Raw genomic sequence first — 25492 nt, forward strand, 5'->3', positions numbered from 1 at the left:
GGGACCCCCGGCGTTCGCCGTTCCCGGGCTCCACACCCGGCCCCCCGCCCCTCGATCGCCGCAGGGGCCCGGTTCGCGTCACCTTCCATCGAACCGGTGACAGCACAGGTGAGTTCCCCCACAACGACACGCCCCAGAGGAGCGACCAGCTCTTTCGCGCCTTACGCTCAACAAACCGCTCCACGAACCGCACGAACCCTCCCCGTTCCCACGTCTCGGAGGTTCACGCTCCATGAAGCTCACCGTCGTCGGCTGCTCCGGCTCGTTCCCGTCCGCGGGATCGGCATGCTCGAGCTACCTCGTAGAGGCCGACGGCTTCAGGCTGCTCCTCGACATGGGCAACGGCGCCCTCGGCGAGCTGCAGCGCCACGTCGGTCTCTACGACCTCGACGCCATCTTCCTCAGTCACCTCCATGCCGATCACTGCATCGACATGTGCGCGTACTTCGTCGTCCGGTACTACCCGCACGGCGGCGGACGCCCGGCCCGCATCCCGGTCTACGGCCCCGACGGCACGGAGCAGCGGCTCACCACCGCGCACGCCGACACCCCTTCCGAGCACGCGATGAGCGAGGTCTTCGACTTCCACACCCTGAAGCCGGGCTCGTTCGAGATCGGCCCCTTCTCGGTCCGTACGGAGAAGCTCTGCCACCCCGTCGACACGTTCGGCATCCGCATCGAGCACGGCGGCAGCTCGCTCACGTACTCCGGCGACACCGGCATCTGCGAGGCCCTCGACGAGCTGGCGGAGGGCGCCGACCTCTTCCTCTGCGAGGCGTCGTTCGTCCACGGCAAGGAGGACATCCCGGACCTCCACCTCAACGGCCGCGAGGCGGGAGAACTCGCCGCCCGCGCGGAGGTGGGCCGCCTGGTCCTCACACACATCCCGCCGTGGACCGACGCCGCCCGCAACCTCACCGACGCCCAGGAGGTCTTCGACGGCCCGACGGAGCTGGCGGTGCCGGGCGCGGTGTACGAGATCTAGCCCTCGGTCCGCCCCACGCACGACGAAGCCCTCACCTTCCGCCGGGAAGGTGAGGGCTTCGAGCTGGGGCCGTACGGGTTACTTGGCCTCGGCCTTGAGGAGCTCCGCCAGCTCCTCGTCGGACTCACGGCCCGGCGTCGGCAGGTTGAACCTGGTGATCGCGAAGCGGAAGACCACGTAGTAGATCGCCGCGAAACAGAGGCCGACCAGTACCAGCAGCCACGGCTTCGACGCGATGCCCAGGTTCAGCAGGAAGTCGACGAGACCAGCGGAGAAGCCGAAGCCGTCCTTCATGCCGAGTGCCCAGGTCAAGGCCATCGAGACACCGGTCAGGACCGCGTGGATCGCGTACAGCACCGGGGCGATGAACATGAACGTGAACTCGATCGGCTCGGTCACACCGGTGACGAACGAGGTGGCGGCGAGCGAGAACATCATGCCGCCGACGACCTTGCGGCGCTCCGGACGGGCACAGTGCACGATCGCGAGGCAGGCCGCAGGGAGGGCGAACATCATGATCGGGAAGAAGCCGGTCATGAACTGTCCGGCCTGCGGGTCGCCCGCCAGGAAGCGGGCGATGTCGCCGTGCGCGCCGTTGTAGTCGCCGGCCTGGAACCACGGGAAGGAGTTCAGCAGGTGGTGCATGCCGACCGGGATCAGCGCACGGTTGGCGATACCGAAGATGCCCGCGCCGACCGCTCCGGAATCGACCAGCTTCTCACCGAAGGTGTGCAGACCCGAGCCGAGGACGGGCCAGATCAGACCGAAGACTATGCCGATGAGCAGGCCCGCGAAGGCGGAGAGGATCGGGACGAGGCGGCGGCCGCTGAAGAAGCCCGCCCAGTCGGGCAGCTTCGTCCGGTAGAACTTCTGGTACAGCAGGGCCACGACCACGCCCATCACGACGCCGCCGAGCACGCCGGCGTTGACCGGGGCGTCACTCATGACGATCTTGCCGTCCACGACGCTCGCGACCTGCGGCAGGTTGCTGTCGGTGAAGGTGGCGAGCACCTTCTGGAAGACGAGGTAGCCGGTGACCGCGGCGAGCGCGGTCGAGCCGTCCGACTTCTTGGCGAAGCCGATCGCGATGCCCACGGCGAACAGCAGCGCCATGTTGTCGAGGAGCGCGCCACCACCCGCGGCCATGTAGCCCGCGAGCTTCGTGACGACGGTCGGGAACGACTCGCGGCCGAGCATGTCGGCGTTGCCGAGCCGGACCAGCAGCGCGGCTGCGGGCAGCACCGCGACCGGCAGCATGAGGCTGCGGCCGATGCGCTGCATGACCGCCATCACGCCGGCGCCCTTCGATTTGGTGACCGCGGGAGCGGTGCCAGCCGTGGACATCAACTTCCTCCATTGGGCAAGGCGCCGCCAGGGACAGGGTGTTTGGGTGGGCGACGACTCGAGAAACGCGCCGCAGAAACGGCACGTGGTCTGGACCACTGAGTGGTGTAGACCAGTTGTAGCACGGTGAGGGTTAGATAAGGAACCTGCAAATTCCGACTACTTCGCAGTAGCCACCACGCACGCACAGTGACATGCGGAAGGCCCCCGGACCGGAGGTCCGAGGGCCTTGGCCGGCCAGGGCGTAAGCCCCGGCCGGAGCAGCTACTTCGTGAGGTCCTTCTCGATTTCCTCCTCCAGTTCATCGGGCTCACGGCCCGGCGTCTGGAGGTTGAACTTGGTGATCGCGAACCGGAAGATGACGTAATACACGACGGCGAACGCCAGCCCGATCGGGATGATCAGCCAGGGTTTCGTCGCCAGACTCCAGTTGATGACGTAGTCGATCAGACCCGCCGAGAAGCTGAAGCCGTCCTTCGCTCCGAGCGCCCACGTCACCGCCATCGACACACCGGTGAGCACCGCGTGGATCGCGTACAGCAGCGGCGCGACGAAGAGGAACGAGTACTCGATCGGCTCCGTGATTCCCGTCACGAACGACGTGAGACCGACCGAGACCATCAGGCCGCCGACCGCCTTGCGGCGGTGCGGCTTGGCACAGTGGTAGATCGCCAGCGCCGCCGCAGGAAGCGCGAACATCATGATCGGGAAGAAGCCCGTGGTGAACTGGCCGGCCGTCGGGTCCCCCGCCAGGAACCGGTTGATGTCACCGTGCACGACCGTGCCGTCCGGTTTCGTGAAGTCACCGAACTGGAACCAGACGAAGGTGTTCAGGAACTGGTGCAGGCCGAAGACGAGCAGGGCGCGGTTGGCCAGACCGAAGATGCCGGAGCCCAGCCAGTTCAGGTCCACCAGCCACTCGGAGAAGCTGGTCAGGGCGTCACCGACCGGCTGCCACAGCCAGGCGCAGAGCGCCGCGAAGAGCAGGGCGACGAAGGCCATGATGATCGGGACGAGGCGGCGGCCATTGAAGAATCCCAGCCAGTCCACCAGCTTGACCCGGTGGTACCGCTGCCAGAACCAGGCCGTCATCAGGCCCATCACGATGCCACCGAACACCCCGGGGTTCTGGTACTCGGCCGCGGTCACCTGGGCGTCGTCCGTGACACAGGTCCCGAACCAGGTGCCGCCGGTGACGAACGTCGAGCCGGCGTCGCAGTCCACCGGGAACGCGTGCAGCACCGCGTAATAGACGAGGAAGCCCGTCACGGCCGCCAGTGCCGTCGACCCGTCCGACTTCTTCGCCATGCCGATCGCGACGCCCACGCAGAACAGCAGCGGAAGACCGAGCCCCGAGTCCAGCAAGGCGCCACCGGCCGCCGCGAACACCTTGGCGATGTTGTCCCAGCCCAGGCCCTCGTCGCCGAACACATCCGGCTGGCCGAGCCGGTTGAGAATTCCTGCCGCCGGCAGGACGGCGATCGGGAGCTGAAGACTCCGCCCCATCTTCTGCAGGCCCTGGAAGAGGCCGTTCCACCACTTCTTCTGTGGGATCGCTGCGCTGCTTGAGCTCATCGGCGTCCTCCCGGAACAGGCCACGTTTGGCGGGTGTTGCAGACTGGTGTAGACCAGTTGCGGTACGGTGCGGAGCCCGCCCGGAAGACAGGGCACCGGTGATCGTCATCTTTGGTGATGGTTCGGCTACCCGCTCGCGAAGTTGGGCCAACCGTGCGTTACCGTGACGAAACGGACCCATGGTGGGCCGTCACATGTACGTGAAGAACCAGGGAGAAGGCCATGGCCAGCAAGGCTGAGAAGATCGTCGCCGGGCTCGGCGGAATCGAGAACATCGAAGAGGTCGAAGGCTGCATCACCCGCCTCCGCACCGAGGTCATCGACCCGAGCAAGGTCGACGAAGCCGCGCTCAAGGCCGCCGGCGCCCACGGCGTCGTCAAGATGGGCACCGCGATCCAGGTCGTCATCGGCACCGACGCGGACCCCATCGCCGCCGACATCGAAGACATGATGTGACCCACCGCTGAACCCGCACCCCCAAACCCCTCGGGCCACCGGCCCGAACCCCGCAGGCCCCGCCCCACCAGGACGGGGCCTGCGGCGTACACCCCGCCCCGCACCGCAACGGCCCACACCCCGCACCCGATAAAGTCGACGCCATGTCTCGTATCGACGGCCGCACCCCCGACCAGCTCCGCCCCGTCACCATCGAACGCGGATGGAGCAAGCACGCCGAAGGATCCGTACTCATCTCCTTCGGCGACACCAAAGTCTTCTGCACCGCCTCCGTCACCGAAGGCGTCCCCCGCTGGCGCAAGGGCAGCGGCGAAGGCTGGGTCACCGCCGAATACTCCATGCTGCCCCGCTCCACCAACACCCGCGGCGACCGCGAATCCGTACGCGGCAAGATCGGCGGCCGCACCCACGAGATCAGCCGCCTCATCGGCCGCTCGCTCCGCGCCGTCATCGACTACAAGGCCCTCGGCGAGAACACCATCGTCCTGGACTGCGACGTCCTCCAAGCCGACGGCGGCACCCGCACCGCCGCCATCACCGGCGCCTACGTCGCCCTCGCCGACGCCATCACCTGGGCCCAGGGCAAGAAGATCATCAAGCACGGCCGCAAGCCGCTGACCGGCACCGTCTCCGCCATCAGCGTCGGCATCGTCGACGGCACCCCCCTCCTCGACCTCTGCTACGAGGAAGACGTCCGCGCCGAGACCGACATGAACGTCGTCTGCACCGGCGACGGCCGCTTCGTCGAGGTCCAGGGCACCGCCGAGGCCGAGCCCTTCGACCGCAAGGAACTCAACGCCCTCCTCGACCTCGCCACCGCCGGCTGCGTCGACCTCACCGCCTTCCAGAACGACGCCCTCACCCGCACCCTCGGCGAGTAGCCGAACAGGAACGCAGCCAGGTAAAGAAGCAACCAAGAACCCCCCACACAGCGTCGATACGCATACGGGCGCACGGGTCGAACCGTGCGCCCGTCCACGTGTCCGCACCAGGGGAGGGACCCACCATGGCCACGCGCCACCGCCACCACCGCACCGCACTGGCCATCACCGCCGCGCTGCTCACCGTCACCGCAGCGGCCGGCTGCGGCGCCCTCGACAAGACCCTCGACTGCGTCCGCACCGCCGACGCCATCGCCACCAGCGTCGACAACCTCCAGCAGGCCGTCGCCAACGCCTCCAGCGACCCCACCCAGGCCTCCGAAGCACTCGACGAGATCCAGAAGGAACTCAACAACCTGGGCGACAAGACCGACGACGCCGACCTCAGCAAAGCCGTCGATGACCTCCAGGCCGGCGTCGGCAACGTCCGCAACTCGATCGACAAGGGCGACGCCACCCCCGACATCACCCCGGTCACCGACGCGGCGACGGAGATCGGCAAGGTCTGCACCCCGTAATCCAGCGGGGCGGGGACGGCGATAATCGACCCATGACCCGCCTCATCCTCGCCACCCGCAACGCCGGGAAGATCACCGAACTCCACGCGATCCTCGCCGACGCAGGCCTCACCCACGAACTCGTCGGCGCGGACGCGTACCCGGAGATCCCCGACGTCAAGGAAACCGGCGTCACCTTCGCCGAGAACGCCCTCCTCAAGGCCCACGCCCTCGCCCAGGCCACCGGCCACCCCGCCATCGCCGACGACTCCGGCCTCTGCGTCGACGTGCTCGGCGGTGCCCCCGGCATCTTCTCGGCCCGCTGGTCCGGCACCCACGGCAACGACCGGGCCAACCTGGACCTGCTCCTGGCCCAGCTCTCCGACATCGACGACACCCACCGCGCGGCCCACTTCGCCTGCGCTGCCGCGCTCGCCCTCCCCGACGGCACGGAACGCGTGGTCGAGGGCCGCCTCCTCGGTACCCTGCGCCACGTCCCCGCCGGTGCTCACGGCTTCGGCTACGACCCGATCCTCCAGCCGGAGGGCGAGACCCGGACGTGCGCGGAGCTGACCCCGGCGGAGAAGAACGCGATCAGCCACCGGGGGAAGGCGTTCCGGGCGCTGGTGCGGGTGGTGCGGGAGTTGGTGGGGTGACGCAGCCCGGAACGCACTAACGGCCTGTCCGTCGATGATTCGACGGACAGGCCGTTTCGGTGCGGCGGAAGGGATTCGAACCCTCAAGCCGTTTCACGGGCCACAGATCCTAAGTCTGCTGTGTCACCTCTGCACCACCGCCGCTAGCCGCCTGACATGGTACCGGGCGGGCCACCGAGCTGGTAGGCACCTCACTCTGCCGCTGTTCGGCGCGCGCCCCCGCGGCACCACGTGGACGTGATGGCATGGCAGTTCGGGCAGAGGAGCCGAAGGTTCTCGGCGCGGTCATCAACCCAGTCGCCGTTGATGTGGTCCACCTCGAGAGTCAGACGCCTGCCTTGCCAGCTCGGGCCGGTTCCACACCCCGCACACCGCTCAGGCACGCCGATTTCCGCGAGCGCTCGCCGTAGCAACGTGGCCTTCGTGCGACCTTTGCGTTCGTGTTTGACCAAGATTTCGGCAGCGGGCTTGAGGGGCGTGGTGCCGGGTAGACCGCGTTGGTGCGCCTGGCCGAGAAAGTGTGAGGTCGGCAGCCCCATTTCGATGATCCACTCGTGCAGCAGGGCCCGCTGGCGCCGGTTGTCCGGAAGGCCGAGTCTCCGGAGCAGCTCAGCAACGGATCGAGAGGCCTCCACTGCGTCCTGCACAACGGATATCGCAGGACGCGTCGCGTGGGTGTCGGGGTCGCAGCGCTGGAAGTGGGAGATGTCGATGCCGAAGTGGGCAAAGCGGTTGAGCAGGTACCTCTTCAGCCTGTTGTAGGGAGTTGTCCCGAAGAACGCTACGACCGCGTCGACATTGGCGCATTGCTCGGCCGCCTCGACCAGTCGCTCGCGGGTGTACGCGCGCCTCTCGCTCATAGTCCAGCACCTGCTCGGCGCCCCTTGCCGCGGCCGCGGTAGGTGTCCGTCGTCGAGTGGCAGTTGGGACAGAGCAATCGCAGGTTCTCCAGTCGGTTGTCGCGCCACCTGCCGTTGATGTGGTCCACCTCCAAGGTCAGCGGATGGCCACACCACATCGGTTCCGTCCCGCAGTCGGCGCACCGCTCCGCAACGCCGAGCGCTGTCATCGCGACTTTGAGCCGGGCGCCGGGAACGCGGCGTGCGTGAGGTGAATTGTCCTCGACCAGTAGTTCCTGAGGAGTGCGGCGACGCTGCTTGACACCTGCTCGTGAGGGCTTGACGAAGTGGGAGGTGTCGAGACCGTACGACTTGATCCGGCGGCTGATGTTGGTGTGGTGTCCGCCAACCATCTCGAGACCGAGACGCTGTACTACCTCATGCACGCTTCTCGATGCGGCGACCACGGGCTCAAGGACGTCTTTGGTCCAGCGAGCCCCCTCACGCTCGAGATGCCCGGTACTCACCCCCATTTTCCTCATCCGTTCCCGGAGGTAGCCCCGGGTGCGGCTCTTCGGGTCGACCCCCAGTTTCGTCAATGCCTCAGACAACGTCCGTGACGATGAGACGGCCTCCGAGAGCCGCTCGGGGGTGTAAGGGCTGGCTGGCACGTTCCCCTCCGCATCCGGCCGCCCGTTCGCGGCCTCGTACGGAGTAACGAACCGTTTATCGGAGAGTCACGTCCGATATCCGACAAGATGCGGAATGGCCCGCCCCGCTTCGGTGACAACCGAAGCGGGGCGGGCCATTCCCATGCAGGACAGGACGGGTCAGAACTTCGGGTCCGGCGTCTGTGCCGCCACCAGTTCCTCCGCCTCCGCGCTCGTCTCCACCGACGGGGGCGAGCCCGCCAGCGGCTTGTTCGCGGTCTCCTTCATGCAGGCCACCGCGATCACGCCCACCAGCGCCGCCGCCATCGCGTAGTACGCCGGCATCAGGTTGCTGCCCGACCAGCTGATCAGGGCCGTGATGACCAGCGGGGTCGTACCACCGAAGATCGACGCCGACAGGTTGTAGCCCACCGACAGGGACCCGTAGCGGACGTTCGTCGGGAACAGGGCCGGGAGGGCGGCGGACATCGTGCCGAGCATGCAGACCAGGGAGAGTCCCAGCATCAGCATGCCGATCGTGATGGCCGGGATGCCGCCCTGGCGGATCAGGAGGAAGGCGGGGAGGGAGAGGACCAGGAAGCCGACCATGCCCGTCATGAGGAGTGGTTTGCGGCCGAAGCGGTCGGAGAGCTTGCCGACCTGGCTGATGATCAGCATCAGGAACACCATGACGGCGAGCAGGATCAGCAGACCGTGGGTCTCGCTGTAGCCGAGTTCGTCGGAGAGGTACGTCGGCATGTACGACAGCAGCATGTAGTCGGTGATGTTGTACGCGCCGACCAGGCAGATGCAGAGGATCAGCGTCGGCCAGTAGTTGCGGAAGATCTTGGCGAGGTCGCCCTTGGCGGTGGTCTCGACGCCGTCCGCGGCCTCGGTCGCGTGGGCCGTGCCGCCCTCCAGTTTCTGGAAGGCGGGGGTCTCGTCGAGGCGCAGTCGCAGGTAGAGGCCGACGAGGCCGAGGGGTCCGGCGACGAGGAAGGGGATGCGCCAGCCCCAGGCTTCCATCTGGGTGTCGGTGAGGAGTGCGTAGAGCGCGGTGACGAGGCCGGCCGCGCCGACGTATCCGGCGAGGGTGCCGAATTCGAGGAAGCTGCCGAAGTAGCCGCGTCGTTTGTCGGGGGCGTACTCCGCGATGAACGTGGAGGCGCCGCCGTACTCGCCGCCGGTGGAGAAGCCCTGGAGCATCCGGAAGAGGATGAGGAGGACGGGGGCCCCGACGCCGATGGTGTCGTGGGAGGGGATGACGCCGATCGCGAAGGTGCCGACCGCCATGAGGATCATGGTGAGGGCGAGGACCTTCTTGCGGCCGATCTTGTCGCCCATGGGGCCGAAGAACATGCCGCCGAGCGGTCGTACGAGGAAGGCGACGGCGAAGGTGGCGAAGGAGGAGAGGAGCTGGGTGGTGTCGTTCCCGGACGGGAAGAAGACGTGGCCCAGGGTGGCGGCCAGGTAGGAGTAGATGCCGAAGTCGAACCACTCCATGGCGTTACCGAGCGATGCGGCCTTGACCGCGCGCTTGACCGCTTGGTCGTCCGTGATGGTGATGTCCGTCCGGCGCAGCTTCGGGTTCTGGCGTTTTCGGATGGCACGGAAGAGGGCGGGGTGGCGTTTGACCGCTTCGGGGTCGGCCGCCTGGTGGGGGTCGGAGGCCGCCATGGCCGGGTCCTTTCCTCGGTGGGTGTTCCAGGAAAGGCTTCTGCGCGGTCATGGCGGTTGCAAACCGATTCGCCCGTGGATTGGGATGTCCATCACATGTTTCGGCCGTTCGGCTCAATCCGTGGGGGGTTCCGGGCGGTTTTGTGTCCGGTCAGATGCCGAGGTCCTTGATGATCTTGGCGACGTGGCCGGTGGCTCGCACGTTGTAGAAGGCGTGCTCTACCTTGCCGTTTTCGTCGACGACGATGGTGGAGCGGATGACGCCCATCACCGTTTTGCCGTAGTTCTTCTTCTCGCCGAAGGCGCCGTAGGCCTCCAGGGTCTCCTTGGCGGGGTCGCCGACCAGGGTGACCTTGAGGTTTTCCTCGTCGCGGAACTTTGCGAGCTTCTCCGGCTTGTCGGGGGAGACGCCGATGACGTCGTAACCGGCGGCGGTCAGGAGGTCGAGGTTGTCGGTGAAGTCGCAGGCCTGCTTGGTGCAGCCGGGGGTGAGGGCGCGCGGGTAGAAGTAGACGATGACCTTGCGGCCCTTGTGGTCCGCGAGCGAGACGTTGTTCCCGTCGGCGTCGGGAAGGGTGAAGGCGGGGGCGGTGTCGCCGGTCGTGAGTCGCTCGCTCATGGTTCTCCTCGTTGGTACGTGGGGTGTACGGGTCCGAGGGTAATAGGGGTGCCGCCGGGTGCGGGGGCGGTCGAGCTGACAGACTGTCGATGAAGGTTTACCGGACGAGGACCACGGAGGCGGCGCAGTGTCGGATGCCAGGAGCCCTGCGCAGATCGAGGCGGACATCATCAGCAGGCGCGAGCAGCTCGCGGTGGTGCTCGATGAGATCGGGGTGCGGGTGCACCCGAAGACGATCGTTGGTGACGCGAAGGCCAAGGCGGCCGAGGTGGTGGACCGGACGGCCGGGCGGGCGTTCGTCGCGGTGAATCGGACGGTGTCGGATGTGAAGGCGCAGTTCGTGTCGGAGGAGGGTGCGCCGCGTTTGGAGCGGGTGATTCCGGCGGCGTTGCTCGTGGTCGGTGTGGTGGGTCTGGTCGTCGTGTCGGGGCGGCGGAAGAAGCGTTGACCCCCGAGGGCGTGTGCGCGCCTCGCGGCCAGGTAGGTTGCGGGGCGTGAGCGAGAACACCGACGACAAGTTGCCCATCCGGATGTTGCACGACCGTGTGCTGGTCCGGTCCGATTCGCCCGAGGGTGAGCGGCGTTCCGGCGGCGGGATCCTGATTCCGGCGACGGCTGCGGTCGGGCGTCGGCTGGGTTGGGCCGTGGTGGTCGCGGTGGGGCAGAACGTGCGGACGGTGGAGCCGGGTGACCGGGTGCTGTACGACCCTGAGGACCGTGCCGAGGTGGAGGTGCGGGGCGTGGCGTATGTGCTGATGCGGGAGCGGGACCTGCATGCGGTGGCTGCGGACCGGTTCGAGGGTTCGGTGGATTCGACGGGTCTGTATTTGTAGCCCGATTTGTAGCCCGGATTGTGGCGTGTAAGGCCTGGTGACCGTTGTCACCAGGCCTTTTGCCTGTTCTTTGCTACGGTGGTGTGACCCCGACGAGACGCGCCGTACCGGGTTTCCGTAAAGACGACGCACCCGTGTTGTTCGTGTGTTCTGTGTCGTCGGAGGTGCTGTCGTGGCGTGGGTTCTGTTGTTGGTCGCGGGTCTGCTGGAAGTGGCCTGGTCGATCGGGATGAAGTACACCGAGGGGTTCACCCGGTTGTGGCCGAGTGTGTTCACCGGGCTGGGGATTGTCGCGAGCATGCTGTTGCTGTCGCATGCGGCGCGGACTCTGCCGATCGGTACGGCGTACGGGGTGTGGGTCGGTATCGGTGCGGCGGGTGCGGCGGTGCTGGGCATGGTGGTGCTGCATGAGCCGGTGACTGCGGCGCGGATCTTCTTCGTGTGTCTGCTGTTGGTGGCCGTGGTGGGGCTGAAGGCGACTTCGGGTCACTGACGGCCGGTGGCGGTGGGGGCTCGGGTGCCGCGGGCGCCTTCGAGGAGGCCTCCGCCGCCTCCGTTGTCGCCTCCGCCGTTGTTTCCGCCTCCGTTGTTCCCTCCGCCGGTGAATCCTCCGCCGGTGCTGGTTCCGCCGGCCGTTGTTCCGCCGGCGCCGGTGCCGCCGGCTGGGCTGTCGGTGGTGCCGGGGGTGGTCTGTGGGGTGGAGGGGGTGGTGGGCGGTGTGCTGGACGGGGTGGTCGGGGGTGTGCTGGAGGGGGTCCGGGAGGGCTGTCCGGTGTTGCCGGGTGCGGTGCTCTCCTCGGTGGGCAGCTCGGTCTCGTCGGTGCCGCTCTCCAGGTCGAGGTGGAAGTTCTCGACGGGGGTGCCGCGCAGGGCGGTCCTCGTGTACTGGGCCCAGGTCTGGGCGGGGGCGCCGCCGCCGTTGATGCGGGGGAGGCCGAGTGCTCCGTAGAGCGGCTTCTGGGCGCCGGTGTCGGGGTCCTGGCCCATGACGGCGATGACGGTGGCGAGGTCGGGGGTGTAGCCGGCGAACCAGGCGGCCTTGTCCTCTTCGGCGGTGCCGGTCTTTCCGGCGGAGGGGCGGCCGGAGCCCTGGGCTGCGGTGCCGGTGCCTCCGTCGACGACGCTCTGGAGGATCGAGGTGGTGGTGTCGGCGGCTTCGCGGGTGACGGCCTGTTTGGTGGTGCGGTCGGGGAGCTTGATGCTCTCGCCGTCCTTGGTGACCTTGTCGACGAGGGCGTGGGCGCCGTGCTTGCCGTGGTTGGCGAGGGTGGCGTAGGCCTCGGTCATGTCGAGGACGCTGGCGGTGGCGGGGCCGAGGGCGATCGACGGGGAGGCGGTGAGGTCGGGGGTGTCCTTGGGGATGCCGAGGTCGACGGCGGTCTGGCGGACCTTGTCCGGGCCGACGTCCTCGGCCATTTGCGCGTAGACGGCGTTGACGGACTTGTCGGTGGCGGTGCGGACGGTGATGGGTCCGTAGCTGACGTCGTCCTCGTTGGCGGGGGCGTATCCGGTGGGTCCGCCGGGTCCTTGGACCATGCGTTTGTTGGTGCCGTCGTAGATGGTGCTGGGGGTGATGCGGCGGCCGTCCTGGGTGGTGGAGCGGTTGGCGACGGCGGAGGTGAAGACGAACGGCTTGAAGGTGGAGCCGACCTGGTAGTCGCGGCGGGTGGCGTTGTTGACGTACTGCTCGGTGTAGTCGATGCCGCCGTACATGGCGAGGACGCGGCCGGTGGCGGGGTCGATGGAGGCGCCGCCGACGCGGACGTTGCGGTCGGTCTTGTTCTTCTTGCTGGTCTTGGACATGACGTTGTCGTCGACGGCTTCGACGAGGGCGTCCTGTTTCTTCTTCTCCAGCGTGGTGGTGATGCGGTAGCCGCGGGTGGCGAGGGTCTTCTCGTCGAGGATGTCGTTCTGGACGAGGTAGTCCTCGACGGCCTGGACGATGTAGCCGCGTTGTGCGGAGAGGCTGTTGGCGGGCTTGACGGGGCCGGGTTCGGGGAAGGTGAGTGCGGCGCGTTCGTCGGCGCCGAGCCATTCCTCCTTGACCATGCCGTCGAGTACGTAGTTCCAGCGGGCGACGGCGGCGGGTTTGTTCTCGGGGTGGGTGACGACGTCGTAGGCGCTGGGGGCGTTGAGCAGGGAGGCGAGGTAGGCGCCTTCGGCGGTGGTGATGTCGCCGATGTCCTTGCTGTAGTAGGCCTGGGCGGCGGCCTGGATGCCGTATGCGTTGCGGCCGAAGTAGCTGGTGTTGAGGTAGCCCTCGAAGATCTGGTTCTTGGACTCTTCGCGGTTGAGCTTGATCGCGATGAAGAATTCCTTGACCTTGCGGACGACGGTCTGCTCCTGGCCCAGGTAGTAGTTCTTGACGTACTGCTGGGTGATGGTCGAGCCGCCCTGCTTGCCCTTGCCGGTGAGGGTGTTCCAGCCGGCGCGGACCATTGCCTTGATGTCGACGGCGCGTTCGGAGTAGAAGTCGCGGTCCTCTGCGGCGAGGACGGCGTGCTGGACGTTGAGGGGGACCTGGGCGAGTTTGATGTTCTCCCGGTTCACCTCGCCGTCGCGTGCGATGACGCTGCCGTCCTCGTAGAGGTAGACATTGGACTGGGCGGTGGCGCTGGCGTTGGCGGGTGGGATGTCGACGAGTTGGTAGCCGGCGATGAAGCCGCCGATCAGGACCAGTGCGATGAGGAGGAGGCCGCCGAGGACCACGCGCCAGGTGGGGATGGCGCGGCGCCAGCCGGTGCGTTTGGGGCGCTTGGGCTTCTTCTGCCTCTTCTGCTTCTTCGTACCGGTGTCGCCGGTGTCGCCGGTGCCGGTGCCGGTGCCGGCCGGGGAGCCCTGTTCCGCGCGGGCGGCAGCGTCGGCAGACAGGTCCCTGGGGGTCCAGCCTCGGTCGCCCGGGTCCCCGTTCTGCTGCTGTGGCTCGTCGCTCATGTCGGTGCAGACTCCTCGGCCGCGGTCAGTTCCCCCATAGTGCACTTTTATGCGGAATATCTATCGGATCGACCTTCGTAAAGCGGTCGCGGCGGTTGCCCCGGCTGGACTAGGCTCCTGCGCTTTGGTGCCCGCGCGCGGCGGGGCACCCGATCGCGGGGGGTGATTGCTGTGCGGCTCTATGCCGTGGTGGCGGCGGGCGGGTTCCGGCGCTATGCCACGTACCGGATCGAGACGGTCGCGGGAGTGTTCACCAACACGGTCTTCGGGTTCATCCTGGCTTACACGTACGTGGCGCTGTGGGACGAGCGTCCGCAGCTCGGCGGTTACGACATGTCGCAGGCGCTCACGTACGTGTGGCTGGGTCAGGCGCTGCTGATGACGTGCGTGATGATGGGCGGCGGTTTCGAGGACGAGCTGATCGAGCGGATCCGTACGGGTGATATCGCGGTGGATCTCTACCGGCCCGTCGATCTTCAACTGTGGTGGTTGGCGGGTGACTTGGGCCGGGCGGCGTTTCAGCTGCTGGGGCGCGGCATCGTGCCGATGGTTTTCGGCTCGCTCGCCTTCGATCTGGTGATGCCCGCGTCGCCGGGGACCTGGGTGGCGTTTCTGGTCGCGGTGATGCTGGGTGTGGTGGTGAGTTTCGCGATCCGCTATCTGGTGGCGCTGTCGGCGTTCTGGCTGATGGACGGGGCGGGGGCGGCGCAGATGGCGTTCCTGGCGGGGATGTTCTTCTCGGGGTTGCTGCTGCCGCTGAATCTGTTCCCGGGGCTGTTGGGCGAGGTGGCGCGGGCGCTGCCGTGGTCGGCGCTGCTCCAGGTGCCGGCTGATGTGTTCCTCGGCAAGCACACGGGCTGGGGGCTGGTGCGGGTGTACGTGTTCCAGGCGGGCTGGGCGCTGGTGCTGCTGCTGGCGGGGCGGTTGCTGCAGTCGGTGGCGACACGGAGGGTGGTGGTCCAGGGTGGCTGAGGCAGTGGACACGGTGGATGTGGTGGACGCGGCGGTGGGGGAGGCGCCCGGGGCGGTGTTCGTCCCGCGGTCGCGTGCGGTCGAGGGGGTCCGGGCGTACGGGCTGATCGTCGCGATGTGGCTGCGCTCGACGATGGCGTACCGGGCGTCGTTCGTGATGACGACGTTCGGGAACTTTCTGGCGACGGCGTTCGACTTCGTCACGATTCTGCTGATGTTCTCTCACGTCGACGCGCTGGGCGGTTACACGCTGTCGGAGATCGCCCTGCTGTACGGGGCGGCGGGTACGTCGTTCGGTCTGGCGGATCTGCTGATGGGGTCGATGGACCGGCTGGGTCGCCGGGTGCGGGACGGGACGCTGGACACGCTGCTGGTGCGGCCGGTTCCGGTGCTCGCGCAGGTGGCGGCGGACCGGTTCGCGCTGCGCAGGCTGGGGCGGGTGACGCAGGGTCTGCTGGTGCTCGGCTATGCGCTGGTGACGCTGGACATCGACTGGACGGTGGCGAAGGTGCTGCTGGTGCCGTTGATGGTGCTGAGCGGGGCAGCGATCTTCGGGGCGGTGTTCGTGGCTGGGGCGGCGTTCCAGTTCGTGGCGCAGGATGCCTCGCAGGTGCAGAACTCCTTCACGTACGGAGGCGCCACGCTGCTCCAGTACCCGCCGACGGTCTTCGCGACGGACCTGGTGCGCGGGGTGACGTTCGTGGTGCCGCTGGCCTTCGTGAACTGGCTGCCGTCGTTGTATGTGCTGGGCCGGGAGTACCCGCTGGGGCTGCCCGACTGGGTGGCGTTTCTGCCGCCGCTGGTGGCGGGCGCGTGCGGGGCGGTCGCGGGCCTGGCGTGGCGGGCGGGGCTGCGGGCGTACCGGAGCACGGGAAGTTGACGGAGTTCGAGCGAGGAGGGGCAACGGGCATGGACACGGAAACAGACACGGAACCAGGCGCGGGCACGGGCACGAGTACAAGCACGGGCACGAGTACAGGCACGGGTACGAGTACAGGCACGGCTACGAGTACAGGCACGAGTACAGGCACGAGTACAGGTCCGGGTGCGGGCACGGACGCGGACTTCATCGAGCTCGACGGCGTCGAGAAGGTCTTCGACGTCCGCCGCAGGACGGGCTTCCTGCGCAGCGAACGGCGTGAGGTGCGGGCCGTCGACGGGATCAGCTTCCGCGTGGCGCGCGGTGAGATGGTCGGCTACATCGGTCCGAACGGGGCGGGGAAGTCGACGACGATCAAGATGCTGACGGGGATCCTCACTCCGAGCGCCGGTACGTTGCGGGTGGCGGGCATCGATCCCTCCCGGGAGCGCACGAGGCTGGCGCAGCGGATCGGTGTGGTCTTCGGGCAGCGCACCACGCTGTGGTGGGACCTGCCACTGCGTGACTCGTACCGGCTGGTCCACCGGATGTACCGGATTCCCGACGCCCGCTTCCGCGCCAACATGGACCGCTGTATCGAACTCCTGGATCTGGCAGAGCTGTTGGACGTGCCGGTGCGGCAGCTTTCGCTGGGGCAGCGGATGCGCGGCGACATCGCGGCGGCGCTGCTGCACGATCCGGAGGTGCTGTACCTGGACGAGCCGACGATCGGCCTCGATGTGGTGTCGAAGTCCAAGGTCCGTGGTTTTCTACGGGACTTGAACGCGGAGCGCGGTACGACGGTCCTGCTCACCACGCACGACCTGACCGACATCGAGCAACTGTGCAAGCGGGTCATGGTGATCGACCACGGTCGTCTGATGTACGACGGTGCGCTTGCCGGGCTGCACGAGGTGGGCGAGAGCGAGCGGATGCTCGTGGTGGACCTGGAGCGTGAATTCCCGCCGATCCGGCTGGAGTCGGAGCCTTCGGTGCGCACGGTGAAGGTGGAGGGGGTGCGGCAGTGGCTGGCGTTCCCGGCGTCGGCTTCGGCGGCGCCGCTGGTGGCGCGGATCGCCGCGGACTACCCGTTGATGGACCTGTCGGTGCGGGAGCCGGACATCGAGGCCGTGATCGCGAAGATGTACGCGTCGGCCGGCGGCCTGTAGGCCGGTGACGGGAGCGTACGGGGCGGTGAGCGGCCTGTCGGCCGGTGACGGGAGCGTAGGCGTTCAATAGGCTGCGGGCATGACAAGCGAACTTCCGGATATGCGCGCCTCCGACAGCGAACGTGAACGGATTGCCGAGATTCTGCGCGAGGCGGTGGCCGAGGGCCGGTTGCAGATGGAGGAGTTCGAGCATCGGCTCGACGCCGCCTACAAGGCCCGTACGCATGGTGAGCTGGAACCGCTCGTCCGTGATCTTCCCGCTCCCGGTGGAGCGGTGGCGCCGGTGGTCGCGGGGCAGCCCCGGACGGGTTCGATGGCCCGCTGGTCCGACCGGGTCGGCAAGCCGGCGACGTCCAACGGGGGCTTCGCGCTCTGGGGCGGGTTCCGGCGGCAGGGTAACTGGACCGTCGGCCGGGTGTTCACCGCGTTCGCGATGTGGGGCGGCGGAAACATCGATCTGCGTGAGGCGAATTTCGAGGCCCGTGAGGTGGTCATCCGCTGCTTCACGATCATGGGTGGCATCCATGTGACGGTTCCCCCGGACCTGGACGTGGATGTCCGCGGCATCGGCATCATGGGCGGTTTCGGGGAGCACTCGCGGGACGCCGAAATCCCCGCGCCGGACGCACCCAAGGTGCGGGTCACCGGCTTCGCGCTGATGGGCGGGGTGGGCGTGGAGCGCAAGCGGAGCAAGGCGGAGAAGCAGCGCCTGAGGGACGCCGGGCAGCAGCGTCTGCGGGACGCGGAGCGCCCGCGGTTGGTGAAGGGCGACGACGGCCCGTAGGGCCGGCCCGCTCCCTGGGAACCGCCGACAGGCCGGGGGCCGTTTCTCGGCCCCCGCGGGGCTGGGCTCTCCTGCCGCATCCCTGCCGGGCCACGCCTGCCCCGTCTGCCCCGCCGCGTTCCCTGCCGGACCCCTCCGGGTCTCCGCCGTTTCCTACAGCGCGCCCGAAGGCGGCTGTACGCGCAGCAGGCCGGCCACGTCGGCCAGGGAGCCCAGGCGCTGGTAGCCCGCGTCGTTCAGGTGGACGTGGTCGCCGGAGTCGTAGGCGGGCAGCAGCCGGTCCGGTTGCGCCGGGTCGCGCACCGCGTTCTCGAAGTCGAGCACCTGGTCGAAGACCCCGCCGGCCCGGATCGTCTCGTTGACCCGGGCGTGCACGGCGTTCTGGGCGGGGGTCCAGTTGCGGTAGCCCTCGTACGGCATCAGGGTCGTGCCGATGACCCTCAGGCCGCGGGTGTGCGCGCGCTGGGTCAGGGCGCGCAGGGCGTCCGTGATCCGTGCGGGGTCCGTCTCCTGGGGGAAGGCCTGGATGTCGTTGATGCCGAGGGCGATGACGACGGTCTTCGCCCCGGTGACGCTCAGGACGTCGCGCTCGAAGCGGTCGAGGGCGCGTGGCCCGGTGCCGTTGCGCAGGATGCGGTTGCCGGCGATGCCCTGGTTGACCACCGCGTACCGGCCGTGCAGCCGGTCGGCGAGGACGTCGGGCCAGCGGTTGTTCGCGTCGGTGGTGGAGCCGCTGCCCGCGGTGAGCGAGTCGCCGAACGCCACGAGGGTCCCGGCGGCGCTCTTGCCCCGTACGTCGACGGCGGTGAGGTAGCGCCAGTCCGTGGTCCTCCGCGTGCCCTGCGGGTCGTCGGTGAAGGACGTCTGGTGGCTGTTGGGGTGGACGGTGACCGGGCCCCGGGCGGTGGGGGTGCGCAGGGTGACGACGAGATCGGTGTCGGCGGCGACCGGGACGACGACGGGGTCGCTGACGATCTGCCCGCCGACGGCGACCGTCACGGAGGGTGCGCTGCGGAACGTGACCGGGACGGAGTTCACGGTGACGCGGTCGATGAACAGCGGATGCGTACCGAAGAGGTTGGAGAGGGTGATGCGGGCCCCGTTGCCGCCGATGCTGGTGTGCACGACGTTACGGATGGTGCGCAGGGCCGGGTGTGTGCCCTGGTCCGGTTCGATCTCCCCGCGTACGGGGGCCGCGGCCCAGGTGGCGAGCCAGCGGCCGGTGGAGTGGGCTGGTGCGGCGGGGGTCCGGGCCACGCCCTGCGGGCCGGGGGCTGCGGCCGTTTTCACCCGGGGCGGCCCGGAGAACAGCAGGGAGCCGGCGAACGCGACGACGGCGGCGAGCGCAGCGGTGCCCACCATGAGGGCTATGAGCAGGGCGTACTCGTGGCGCCTGGGCATGGACGGTGTGTCTCCTCGTCTGGTGGTGGGCCGGAACCATGATGCGGCAGGGCGCGGGGAACTCGACGTGCGGCCCGGGAGTAGGTCAGGTATGGACAATGCGTACGGGGCGCCGGGGGCGACGGTTACGCGGACGGGTGGAGCGGATGGAACGGATCGAAGACACGGCCGAGGAAGCGGCGGACACCGGCGCGGGCGGCCCTGGGCAGGGGCAAGGGCCGGGGCGGCGGGCGGCCACCCGTCCGTCGGCGTCCCTCGCGTCGTTCGCGTACACGGCGGCGGATGAGGAGAAGCGTCGTGGCGTACGCCGTATGAAGACCACGGCCACCGGCCTCCTTCTGCTGGTCGCGCTGGTGTACGTCCTCGCCACCTGGGCGAAGAACGAGGGGGTGGGCGGCTGGCCGGGCTTCGTCGCAGCGGCCGCCGAGGCGGGAATGGTGGGTGCGTTGGCTGACTGGTTCGCCGTCACGGCCCTCTTCAAGCGTCCGCTCGGACTGCCGATTCCGCACACCGCCATCATTCCCACGAAGAAGGACCAGCTCGGGGCCTCACTCGGTTCCTTCGTCGGCGAGAACTTTCTGTCGGGCGGGGTCGTCCGTGACCGGATCCACTCGCTCGCCATCGGTGGCCGGCTGGGTGCCTGGCTCGCGGAGCCGGAGCACGCGGACCGGGTCACGGCAGAACTGTCGACCGCGCTGCGGGGGGCGCTGACCGTGCTGCGCGACTCGGACGTGCAGGCGGTCGTCGGTGAGGCGATCACCCGGCGGGCGAACGCGGCGGAGGTCGGCCCCGGCCTCGGGAAGATGCTGGAGAAGGTCGTCGCGGACGGCGGCCACCGCAAGGTGGTGGACCTGGTCTGCGTGCGGGCGCACGACTGGCTGGTGGAGCACAACGACTCGGTGATGGACGCGGTGCAGGGCGGGGCGCCGGGCTGGACCCCGCGGTTCGTCGACAAGCGCGTGGGGGAGCGGGTCTACAAGGAACTGCTGCGGTTCATCACCGAGATGCGTGACATGCCGGGGCATCCGGCGCGCGGCTCGATCGACACGTTCCTGACGGACTTCGCGGCGGATCTCCAGACGGATTCGGAGACCAGGGCACGGGTGGAGCGGCTGAAGTCGGAGATCCTGGGGCGCGGCGAGGTCCAGGACGTCATCGCCTCGGCCTGGTCGTCCGTCCGCACGATGGTGATCGCGGCTGCGGAGGACGAGCGGAGCGAGCTGCGGCTGCGGGCCCGTGCCTCGCTGATGGCGCTGGGTGCCAGGCTGGCGACGGACGGGCGGCTCCAGGCGAAGCTGGAGGGCTGGGTGGAGGACGCGGCGGTGTATGTCGTGACGACGTACCGGGCGGAGATCACGTCGTTGATCAGTGACACGGTGGCCGGCTGGGACGCGGAGCAGACGTCGAAGAAGATCGAGGCCCACATCGGCCGTGACCTGCAGTTCATCCGGATCAACGGCACGGTGGTGGGCGCGCTGGCGGGGCTGGTGATCTATTCGGTGTCGCGAGCGCTGGGGGCGTGACGCACGCGGTACGGCCGGTACGGCGTACGGCTGGTTCGGCGCACCGGGCACCCGGGGGCCGGGGCCTCTGTGAGCCCTCCGCAGGCCCTCTGTAGGCCTGCTGCCGCCTTCTGCGGGCCTTCTGAGACTTGCCCCGAACGTGGACATCCCCTGAACAGTGTCTGCCCGTGACCGAAGGGCGCCTGCCGGCGGCTGAAGAGCGTCTGCCGGCGGCTGAAGGGCGTCTGCCGGTGGCGGAGGCCGGGTGCGTGTCCGTCCTGTCGATGGGTTCGGACACGCACCCGGGTTACGCGGGGGAGTACCCCTCAGTACGCACCCCGCCCCGTCGGCGTTCAACCCGGCGGAAGGAACTTCTCCTCAGGCCGCGCGCCGGGTGACCGCCCAGGACGCGGCGGCCACCGTGCCCGCCACGGTGAAGACCGCGGGCCAGGCGCCGATCTTCTTGGCGAGCGGGTGCGAACCCGCGAAGGCGGCGACATAGGCGGTGGTCAGACCGACGGCGGCACGCGGCCCGGCCTGCCGGTTCCACTGGTATGCCGCGACCGTGCCCGCAGCGGCGAGCGCGACCCCGCCCAGCGGACGCTTCCTGGTCCACCGGGCCGTGGCGTAACCGCCGACCAGTCCGCCCGCTGCCACTGCCGCTGCCGGAACCTTCGCCATCGCAGCCACCTCCGTCTGTTCGTCGTCCGTCGTCCGGTACTGCTTCTCGGCTCCGAGGCTAACGCCGCCTTCGGCCGTCCCGTCGCCGAGGGGGTGCACAAGCGTTTACCCTGGGGGTGAACAGGCGTGCACCCCTGCGCTTCCTTGCCGCCGAGCACCGTACGGAGACACATGTCCGCGGACATACCGGTCCCAGCCGCCCCCGCGACCCCCGACGTCCGGCCCCCGCACCCCCGCTTCGCCGTCGGCGTGCTGGCCTTCTGCGGAGTCGTCGTCGCGGTCATGCAGACGATCGTCGTTCCGCTGCTCCCGCACATCCCCGAGCTGACCGGCGCCACCCCCGCCGCCGCGAGCTGGCTGGTCACCGTCACCCTCCTCGCCGGCGCGGTCTTCACCCCGGTCCTCGGCCGGGTCGGTGACATGTACGGCAAGCGCCGGGTGCTGGTGGCCTCGCTCGGGGTGCTGGTCGTGGGCTCGGTGCTGTGCGCGGTCAGCTCCCACATCGGGGTACTGATCACCGGCCGCGCCCTGCAGGGCGCCGCGATCGCCGTCGTACCGCTGGGCATCAGCATCCTGCGCGACGAACTGCCGCCTGAGCGGGTCCTGTCCGCCGTCGCGCTGATGAGCTCGACGCTCGGGATCGGCGCGGCCGTCGGCCTGCCCGTCGCCGCCCTCGTCGTGGAGAACTTCGACTGGCACACCATGTTCTGGGTCTCCGGCGTGATCGGTCTCATCGACATCGCGCTGGTGCTGCGCTGCGTACCGGAATCCCCCCTGCGCAGCCGTGGCCGTTTCGACGCGCTCGGTGCGCTGGGCCTGACCGCCGCCCTCGTCTGCCTGCTGCTCGCCGTCACCCAGGGCGCCGACTGGGGCTGGGGATCGACCCGGACGGTCGGCCTGCTCGTGACGGCCGTGGTGGTGGCTCTGCTCTGGGGCGCGTACGAGCTCCGCGTGCCGACGCCCATGGTCGACCTGCGGGTCTCGGCGCGTCCGGCCGTCCTGCTCACCAACATCGCCGCGCTGCTGATCGGCTTCGCGTTCTACGCGAACTCGCTGGTCACCGCCCAGATGGTGCAGGAGCCGAAGGCCACGGGCTACGGGCTCGGCGCCTCGCTCGTCGTCAGCGGCCTGTGCCTGCTGCCGGGCGGGGTGGCGATGGTGGCACTGTCGCCCCTCTCGGCCCGGATTTCCGCCAAGCACGGCCCGAAGGTCAGCCTCGCCCTCGCCGCCGGGATCATCGCCGTCGGCTATGGGGTGCGGTACTTCACGAGCCACAGCCTCTGGCTGATCATCGCCGGCGCCACCGTCGTCGCCTCGGGCACGGCCATCGCCTACTCGGCCCTGCCCGCCCTCGTGATGCGCGGGGTCCCGGTCAGTGAGACCGGCGCGGCCAACGGCCTGAACACCCTCATGCGGTCCATCGGGCAGGCCTTCTGCAGCGCGACCGTCGCCGCCGTACTGGCAGGCATCACCTTCAGGGCGGGCGGCAGGACCGCCCCGACGCTCCACGCGTACCAGCTGGTCTTCGTCATCGCGGCGGGCGCGGCACTCGCGGCTCTGACCGTCACGCTGTTCCTGCCCGGCAGGAAGCCGGCCAGGCCGGGTACGGTCGAGGAGAGCAGCAAAGCGCCGGGCACCCGCAAGGAGGGTGTGCGGACGGCGGAATTCCAGGAGGGCGCATGACCGGCGGCCAGGCCATCGCGACGGCCCCCGTCCCCGCGGACGCGGGCAGTGGCCGGGACGCGATCCTGCGCGCCGCGCGACGGGCGTTCACCCAGCGCCCGTACGCCGAGGTGACAATCCGTCAGATTGCTGCGGATGCCGGTGTGAGCCCGTCCCTCGTGGTCAAGCACTTCGGCCGCAAGGAGGAACTCTTCAACACCGTGGCCGACTTCGGCCCGGCGGCAGCGGAGCTCTTCGACGCCCCGCTGGACGTGCTGGGCCGCCACATGGTCGTCACGCTGGTGACCCACCGCCGCGCACTCAAGTCCGACCCTCTCCTGCGCGTCGTGTTCTCCCTCGGCAACCAGGACGAACGCTCCCTGCTGCGCGACCGTTTCCACGAACAGGTCACCGACGCCCTGACCGCCCGGCTCCCCGGCCATGACCGCGCCCTGCGCGCCGAACTCCTGGCCGGGCACCTCCTGGGCCTCGGCGCGACGCTCGGCCTCCACCGCGAGGGCGCGGGCGCGCGCGCCACCCCGGAACGCATCGCCGACCTCTACGCGCCCGCGCTCCAAAAGCTGATCACCGGCTGAGGAGCGACTGAGGAGCGGCTGAACACCGGCTGGGAGCGGCTGATCACCGGCTGAGCAGCGGCACGGCGCGGTATGGTCTGGCGCGGTATGGTCTGGGCCAACCGACGAGGGGGGCCTCACGTGTCTGTTCGCATCCGCGTCCGCATGTCCACCGCCGCACTGGCCATGACGGTCGCCCTGGTGGGTGCCCTGGCGGGCTGCACCGAGGCGAATACGTCACAGGGTCCCGGCGGCGATGTCCCGTACGTGGCACCGTCGGTGAACGCCGCGGCGGCGAGCAAGGGGATCGAGCGGAGCGAGGCCGACGCGGAGGCCGCCGCGTCGGCGGAGGCGTACGCCGAGCTGCAGGCGGCGGTCGAAGGGGCCGCGAAAAGGCCTGCGGACGTACGCGACGCCTTCGCCGGCCTCCAGGCCACGTACCAGGACGGCTGCGCCCCCGGGGGCGCCAACTGCGCTTACTTCCTCGGCCGGGTCAACGACGAACTGACCAGCCTGGAACGGTCGATGAAGGCCGACAACGACGGGCCGAACCACTTCAAGGAGCCGATGGGCTGGATCAGCGGGCTGCGCACCACGCTGGCCGGTGACACCTCCACGGACAACCTGGAGAAGCACCGCAAGCAGCTGATCGGCACGCGCGACCGCATCAACGTCTGGATGCAGGGCCATCCGGAGGACTACCGCTGACCGACCGGCCCGCGGCCCCTGCCCCGTCCCGCCCTGCGCGGGGCGGGGCAGGGCAGGGCGGTCACCGGCCGAAGGACGCCAGCAGCGCGAGCACCTCCGCGATCCGTTCACGCGCCCCGGCCTCCGTGATCACTCCGTCGGCTCCGACCAGCTGCCGGTCCACCGCGACCCGCACACAGGCCGGTTCGACGACCACCGCACCGGTGTAGCCGAGCACCGTCCGCAGCGTCGCCTCGGCCCCCTGCCCGCGACCCGGCGCTGCGGCGCTCACGGAGGCCACCGGCTTGTCGCAGATCTCGGTCCCGCCGACTGTCCAGTCCAGCAGGTTCTTGAACGCCCCCGGCAAGGTCCCGGCGTACTCCGGTGTACAGACCAGCAGGGCGTCGGCCGCGTCGATCGCCGCGCGCAGAGCCGCCACCGGCTCCGGCAGCGGCTCGGCGTCGTCGTCGGGGTTGAAATGCGGGAGGGCCGCCAGACCGTCGTAGAACACGGTCCGGACACCTTCGGGTGCCACGGCCTGCGCGGTACGCAGCACCGTCTCGTTGGAGGAGCCCACCCGCAGGCTGCCGGACAGGAGAAGGATCACGCGTGGTGTCGACATGTCCGGCCAACCCGGGAGACCGGGTCCTCATTCCCGGCGGACCCGGGCCCACTTACCGGTGAATGAGGACCCGGCCCCCGTTCCCCGGGGCGTGGGCCGGTTCGGCGTGCGGACCGGAGCCCTGAGCCACGCGCCTGAGCTCCGCGCCTACTTCGGCCCCGGCTCCAGCTCCAGCTCCGCGACCACCTGGTCGCCGCTCAGCTCGCCGGTCGGACGGAAGCCGAGCCTGCGGTAGAACTCCTCGGGGCCGTGTGCGCCGGGCACGTAGGTCACGGTCGTCCGTGTCTTCCCTCGCCGGCGCAGCTCGTCGTTGACGGCCTCGACGGCGAACCGGCCGTATCCGCGGCCCTGTTGTGCGGCGGCGATGTTCAGCCGCCAGAGTCCGGAACGAAAGGCGTCAGCGGGCTTCTCGGGGGCGAACCGCACATCGAGAAAGGCCATGACGAAGCCCACGAGCGTCTTGCCGTCGGCGATCAGCCGCGGCCACGCGATCTCCGGGGTGGCATAGGCCTGGGCCAGCGACCAGGCGACGGGCTTCACGAGTCCGTCCTGGTCGGGCCGGACAGTCAGTGCGCAGGCTGCTTCGACGTTGTCGGATGTGACCGGCACGAGCCGGAGCGATGAGGACATCC

General features: G+C 69.1%; 27 protein-coding genes, 1 tRNA gene and 1 riboswitch. Of the genes, 16 read left to right on the forward strand and 12 right to left on the reverse strand.

Going from position 1 to position 25492, the window contains the following annotated elements; genetic code table 11:
* The first annotated feature begins 232 nt into the window (after positions 1–232).
* Positions 233–985 carry an MBL fold metallo-hydrolase gene (locus ACIOEW_RS00555; protein ID WP_362543341.1) on the forward strand — a complete coding sequence of 251 codons (753 nt, stop codon included), beginning with the start codon at positions 233–235 and terminating at the stop codon, positions 983–985.
* Positions 986–1063: 78 nt separating this feature from the next.
* On the opposite strand, the gene ACIOEW_RS00560 is transcribed toward ACIOEW_RS00555, so the two are convergent.
* Positions 1064–2329 (reverse strand): PTS transporter subunit EIIC, encoded by a 1266-nt coding sequence (locus tag ACIOEW_RS00560; protein WP_362543338.1) that lies wholly within the window; start codon positions 2327–2329, stop codon positions 1064–1066.
* A 264-nt stretch (positions 2330–2593) separates the two neighbouring features.
* On the reverse strand, positions 2594–3904 hold the full coding sequence (locus ACIOEW_RS00565) for a PTS transporter subunit EIIC (protein WP_401960111.1): 1311 nt from the start codon (positions 3902–3904) through the stop codon (positions 2594–2596).
* A gap of 222 nt (positions 3905–4126) precedes the next feature.
* Here ACIOEW_RS00565 and ACIOEW_RS00570 point away from each other — a divergent pair, with 222 nt between their 5' ends.
* The 4 genes from ACIOEW_RS00570 to rdgB all read left to right on the forward strand — a co-directional run bounded on the left by ACIOEW_RS00570 (position 4127) and on the right by rdgB (position 6394).
* A complete protein-coding gene (locus tag ACIOEW_RS00570) occupies positions 4127–4360 on the forward strand; it encodes a glucose PTS transporter subunit EIIB (RefSeq protein WP_018517946.1) in 234 nt (77 codons plus the stop codon).
* Positions 4361–4503: 143 nt separating this feature from the next.
* Complete coding sequence (gene rph / locus ACIOEW_RS00575) at positions 4504–5241, forward strand: ribonuclease PH (protein ID WP_362543332.1); 738 nt, start codon at positions 4504–4506, stop codon at positions 5239–5241.
* 125 nt (positions 5242–5366) lie between these two features.
* Complete coding sequence (locus ACIOEW_RS00580; protein ID WP_362543329.1) at positions 5367–5759, forward strand: hypothetical protein; 393 nt, start codon at positions 5367–5369, stop codon at positions 5757–5759.
* A gap of 32 nt (positions 5760–5791) precedes the next feature.
* The gene (rdgB, locus tag ACIOEW_RS00585) at positions 5792–6394 is read left to right on the forward strand and encodes an RdgB/HAM1 family non-canonical purine NTP pyrophosphatase (protein ID WP_401960114.1); all 603 of its coding nucleotides are present in this window, start codon (positions 5792–5794) and stop codon (positions 6392–6394) included.
* 60 nt (positions 6395–6454) lie between these two features.
* Here the strand turns inward: rdgB and ACIOEW_RS00590 are convergent.
* The 5 genes from ACIOEW_RS00590 to bcp form a co-directional block, all read right to left on the reverse strand.
* A tRNA-Leu gene (locus tag ACIOEW_RS00590) sits at positions 6455–6538 on the reverse strand.
* A gap of 47 nt (positions 6539–6585) precedes the next feature.
* The gene (locus tag ACIOEW_RS00595; RefSeq protein WP_401960116.1) at positions 6586–7254 is read right to left on the reverse strand and encodes an HNH endonuclease; all 669 of its coding nucleotides are present in this window, start codon (positions 7252–7254) and stop codon (positions 6586–6588) included.
* Positions 7251–7904 carry an HNH endonuclease gene (locus ACIOEW_RS00600; protein ID WP_401960119.1) on the reverse strand — a complete coding sequence of 218 codons (654 nt, stop codon included), beginning with the start codon at positions 7902–7904 and terminating at the stop codon, positions 7251–7253. Before ACIOEW_RS00600 ends, ACIOEW_RS00595 begins: the two co-directional genes overlap by 4 nt.
* Positions 7905–8063: 159 nt before the next feature.
* Positions 8064–9560: a glycine betaine/L-proline transporter ProP gene (proP, locus tag ACIOEW_RS00605; protein ID WP_362543319.1), complete on the reverse strand. Its 1497-nt coding sequence runs from the start codon at positions 9558–9560 to the stop codon at positions 8064–8066.
* A gap of 151 nt (positions 9561–9711) precedes the next feature.
* Positions 9712–10179, reverse strand: coding sequence for a thioredoxin-dependent thiol peroxidase (bcp, locus tag ACIOEW_RS00610; RefSeq protein ID WP_401960123.1), 468 nt, complete (start codon positions 10177–10179; stop codon positions 9712–9714).
* Positions 10180–10306: 127 nt separating this feature from the next.
* Between bcp and ACIOEW_RS00615 the strand changes: the two genes are divergently transcribed.
* From ACIOEW_RS00615 to ACIOEW_RS00625, 3 genes are all read left to right on the forward strand, one after another.
* The gene (locus tag ACIOEW_RS00615; RefSeq protein WP_362543313.1) at positions 10307–10627 is read left to right on the forward strand and encodes a DUF3618 domain-containing protein; all 321 of its coding nucleotides are present in this window, start codon (positions 10307–10309) and stop codon (positions 10625–10627) included.
* Between the two features lie 46 nt (positions 10628–10673).
* Positions 10674–11012 carry a co-chaperone GroES gene (locus tag ACIOEW_RS00620; RefSeq protein WP_266779271.1) on the forward strand — a complete coding sequence of 113 codons (339 nt, stop codon included), beginning with the start codon at positions 10674–10676 and terminating at the stop codon, positions 11010–11012.
* 67 nt (positions 11013–11079) lie between these two features.
* Positions 11080–11145: riboswitch (guanidine-III (ykkC-III) riboswitch) on the forward strand.
* Positions 11146–11184: 39 nt separating this feature from the next.
* Positions 11185–11505, forward strand: coding sequence for a multidrug efflux SMR transporter (locus ACIOEW_RS00625; RefSeq protein WP_306070237.1), 321 nt, complete (start codon positions 11185–11187; stop codon positions 11503–11505).
* Here ACIOEW_RS00625 and ACIOEW_RS00630 read toward each other — a convergent pair.
* The gene (locus ACIOEW_RS00630; RefSeq protein ID WP_401960127.1) at positions 11499–13946 is read right to left on the reverse strand and encodes a transglycosylase domain-containing protein; all 2448 of its coding nucleotides are present in this window, start codon (positions 13944–13946) and stop codon (positions 11499–11501) included. The two genes, ACIOEW_RS00625 and ACIOEW_RS00630, sit on opposite strands and share 7 nt — an antisense overlap.
* Positions 13947–14117: 171 nt before the next feature.
* Between ACIOEW_RS00630 and ACIOEW_RS00635 the strand changes: the two genes are divergently transcribed.
* The 4 genes from ACIOEW_RS00635 to ACIOEW_RS00650 all read left to right on the forward strand — a co-directional run bounded on the left by ACIOEW_RS00635 (position 14118) and on the right by ACIOEW_RS00650 (position 17730).
* Positions 14118–14918 carry an ABC-2 family transporter protein gene (locus ACIOEW_RS00635; protein WP_362543306.1) on the forward strand — a complete coding sequence of 267 codons (801 nt, stop codon included), beginning with the start codon at positions 14118–14120 and terminating at the stop codon, positions 14916–14918.
* A complete protein-coding gene (locus ACIOEW_RS00640; RefSeq protein WP_401960130.1) occupies positions 14911–15798 on the forward strand; it encodes an ABC transporter permease in 888 nt (295 codons plus the stop codon). The genes ACIOEW_RS00635 and ACIOEW_RS00640 overlap by 8 nt, the downstream gene beginning before the upstream one ends.
* A 29-nt stretch (positions 15799–15827) precedes the next feature.
* Entirely contained in the window at positions 15828–16946 is a 1119-nt protein-coding gene (locus ACIOEW_RS00645; RefSeq protein WP_401960133.1) for an ATP-binding cassette domain-containing protein, read from the forward strand.
* Between the two features lie 100 nt (positions 16947–17046).
* Positions 17047–17730, forward strand: coding sequence for a DUF1707 domain-containing protein (locus tag ACIOEW_RS00650; protein WP_401961471.1), 684 nt, complete (start codon positions 17047–17049; stop codon positions 17728–17730).
* 153 nt (positions 17731–17883) lie between these two features.
* On the opposite strand, the gene ACIOEW_RS00655 is transcribed toward ACIOEW_RS00650, so the two are convergent.
* The gene (locus ACIOEW_RS00655; protein ID WP_401960136.1) at positions 17884–19131 is read right to left on the reverse strand and encodes an SGNH/GDSL hydrolase family protein; all 1248 of its coding nucleotides are present in this window, start codon (positions 19129–19131) and stop codon (positions 17884–17886) included.
* A gap of 146 nt (positions 19132–19277) precedes the next feature.
* On the opposite strand from ACIOEW_RS00655, the gene ACIOEW_RS00660 reads away from it, so the two are divergent.
* A complete protein-coding gene (locus ACIOEW_RS00660; protein ID WP_401960139.1) occupies positions 19278–20654 on the forward strand; it encodes a DUF445 domain-containing protein in 1377 nt (458 codons plus the stop codon).
* Positions 20655–21011: 357 nt separating this feature from the next.
* On the opposite strand, the gene ACIOEW_RS00665 is transcribed toward ACIOEW_RS00660, so the two are convergent.
* Complete coding sequence (locus ACIOEW_RS00665) at positions 21012–21314, reverse strand: hypothetical protein (protein WP_362543292.1); 303 nt, start codon at positions 21312–21314, stop codon at positions 21012–21014.
* A gap of 171 nt (positions 21315–21485) precedes the next feature.
* On the opposite strand from ACIOEW_RS00665, the gene ACIOEW_RS00670 reads away from it, so the two are divergent.
* From ACIOEW_RS00670 to ACIOEW_RS00680, 3 genes are all read left to right on the forward strand, one after another.
* Positions 21486–22997 (forward strand): MFS transporter, encoded by a 1512-nt coding sequence (locus ACIOEW_RS00670; protein WP_401960141.1) that lies wholly within the window; start codon positions 21486–21488, stop codon positions 22995–22997.
* The gene (locus ACIOEW_RS00675; protein ID WP_362543286.1) at positions 22994–23572 is read left to right on the forward strand and encodes a TetR family transcriptional regulator; all 579 of its coding nucleotides are present in this window, start codon (positions 22994–22996) and stop codon (positions 23570–23572) included. The genes ACIOEW_RS00670 and ACIOEW_RS00675 overlap by 4 nt, the downstream gene beginning before the upstream one ends.
* Before the next feature lie 120 nt (positions 23573–23692).
* A complete protein-coding gene (locus ACIOEW_RS00680; protein WP_401960143.1) occupies positions 23693–24259 on the forward strand; it encodes a hypothetical protein in 567 nt (188 codons plus the stop codon).
* A gap of 61 nt (positions 24260–24320) precedes the next feature.
* Here the strand turns inward: ACIOEW_RS00680 and ACIOEW_RS00685 are convergent, their stop codons facing one another.
* Positions 24321–24860 (reverse strand): NADPH-dependent FMN reductase, encoded by a 540-nt coding sequence (locus ACIOEW_RS00685; protein ID WP_401960144.1) that lies wholly within the window; start codon positions 24858–24860, stop codon positions 24321–24323.
* Positions 24861–25007: 147 nt separating this feature from the next.
* Entirely contained in the window at positions 25008–25490 is a 483-nt protein-coding gene (locus ACIOEW_RS00690) for a GNAT family N-acetyltransferase (protein WP_401960146.1), read from the reverse strand.
* Positions 25491–25492 lie beyond the last annotated feature (2 nt).

It is taken from the genome of Streptomyces sp. NPDC087901 (assembly GCF_044742205.1).
Taxonomy (GTDB): Bacteria; Actinomycetota; Actinomycetes; order Streptomycetales; family Streptomycetaceae; genus Streptomyces.